This window comes from Acinetobacter sp. YH16051 (genome assembly GCF_013417135.1).
GTDB classification, from domain to species: Bacteria; Pseudomonadota; Gammaproteobacteria; order Pseudomonadales; family Moraxellaceae; genus Acinetobacter; species Acinetobacter towneri.
Window position 1 is genome coordinate 1 of record NZ_VPEN01000146.1, and the last position, 1,104, is coordinate 1,104.

General features: G+C 36.3%; 1 protein-coding gene. It reads right to left on the minus strand.

Translation table 11 applies throughout. From position 1 onward, the window contains the following. Positions 1–253: 253 nt before the first annotated feature. Positions 254–820, minus strand: coding sequence for a recombinase family protein (locus tag FTV41_RS14960; RefSeq protein ID WP_006581699.1), 567 nt, complete (start codon positions 818–820; stop codon positions 254–256). Positions 821–1,104: the final 284 nt, after the last annotated feature.

A 1,104-nucleotide genomic window follows, 5' to 3' on the forward strand; every position in this document is an offset into this window, starting at 1 on the left:
TCTTTCTCGGATTCAATCAATAATTGAACCGCTCTTTCTCTGATTTCAGGGGTATATTTTACTTTTTTCATCGGGACATTCTCTCAGAAAGCTTGGTCTCCGACAAACCCGGTACGGTTCAAAAATCTTCCATTGATTTATTTATATCTGTTAAACCAGTCGCATTATGAAATGTAATATAAGTAGAAATTTCAGTATAAATGGTCATGATCTTTTCTAAATTTGAATATCTAAGCGTCTTCATTAATCAACCTTATTGATTATTAGTTTCTTCTTTTAAAGCTCTTTGTACTGTTGCTATCCCTACTTTAAACTTTTCTGCAACACCTCTAAATGTTGAATTTTCTTCAGCCATTGCTTTTCGTATTTCAACATAGTCAACCTTCCGCTTTCTTCCCTTATATAAGCCCTTCGCTTTGGCTTTTGCAATTCCTTCCTTTTGACGCTCACGGATCATGGAGCGTTCAAACTCTGCAAATGCAGCAAGCATCTGAAACATGAGTTTATTTATTGCCGATTGTGCTACATCATGACTGAAGGTCAAATTCTCTTTATGAAAAATAATGGTTATACCACGATCATTCAGACTATTCACAATTTCGTTCAGATCATTTGTATTACGTGCCAGACGATCAATACTATGAACATGCACCGTATCACCTTCACGCAGATAGTCGAGCATTGCATTTAACTGAGGACGTTCACGGCTACCACCGCTTGCCTTTTCAGTAAAGGTCTTATCCAGGCTGATTCCATCTAATTGACGTTCAGTATTTTGTTCAGTTGAACTGACTCGAATATATCCGACCTGATTAGGCATTCTGTACCGTTAGAGTTTAGATAATTAAATACATATTGTACCGAAATTAAATATTAAGTCTATAAATACGGTTTTTGAGTTGCTTTTTAAGACTTTATTTTGTTCCGTTAGGCTATACTCTAAATTTACAGAACATCTCTTATTCGAAATTCGCTCGAATGGGAGTAAAAGCCTGCCTCAATTCGAATTAATTTTACGTTTTTTAATTTTAAAAGTTCGTCGCCCAGCAAGTCGGTAAGCAAGGTCAGGATTCCGGCCGTCCAAGTGTTTAACCAAAATTGGCA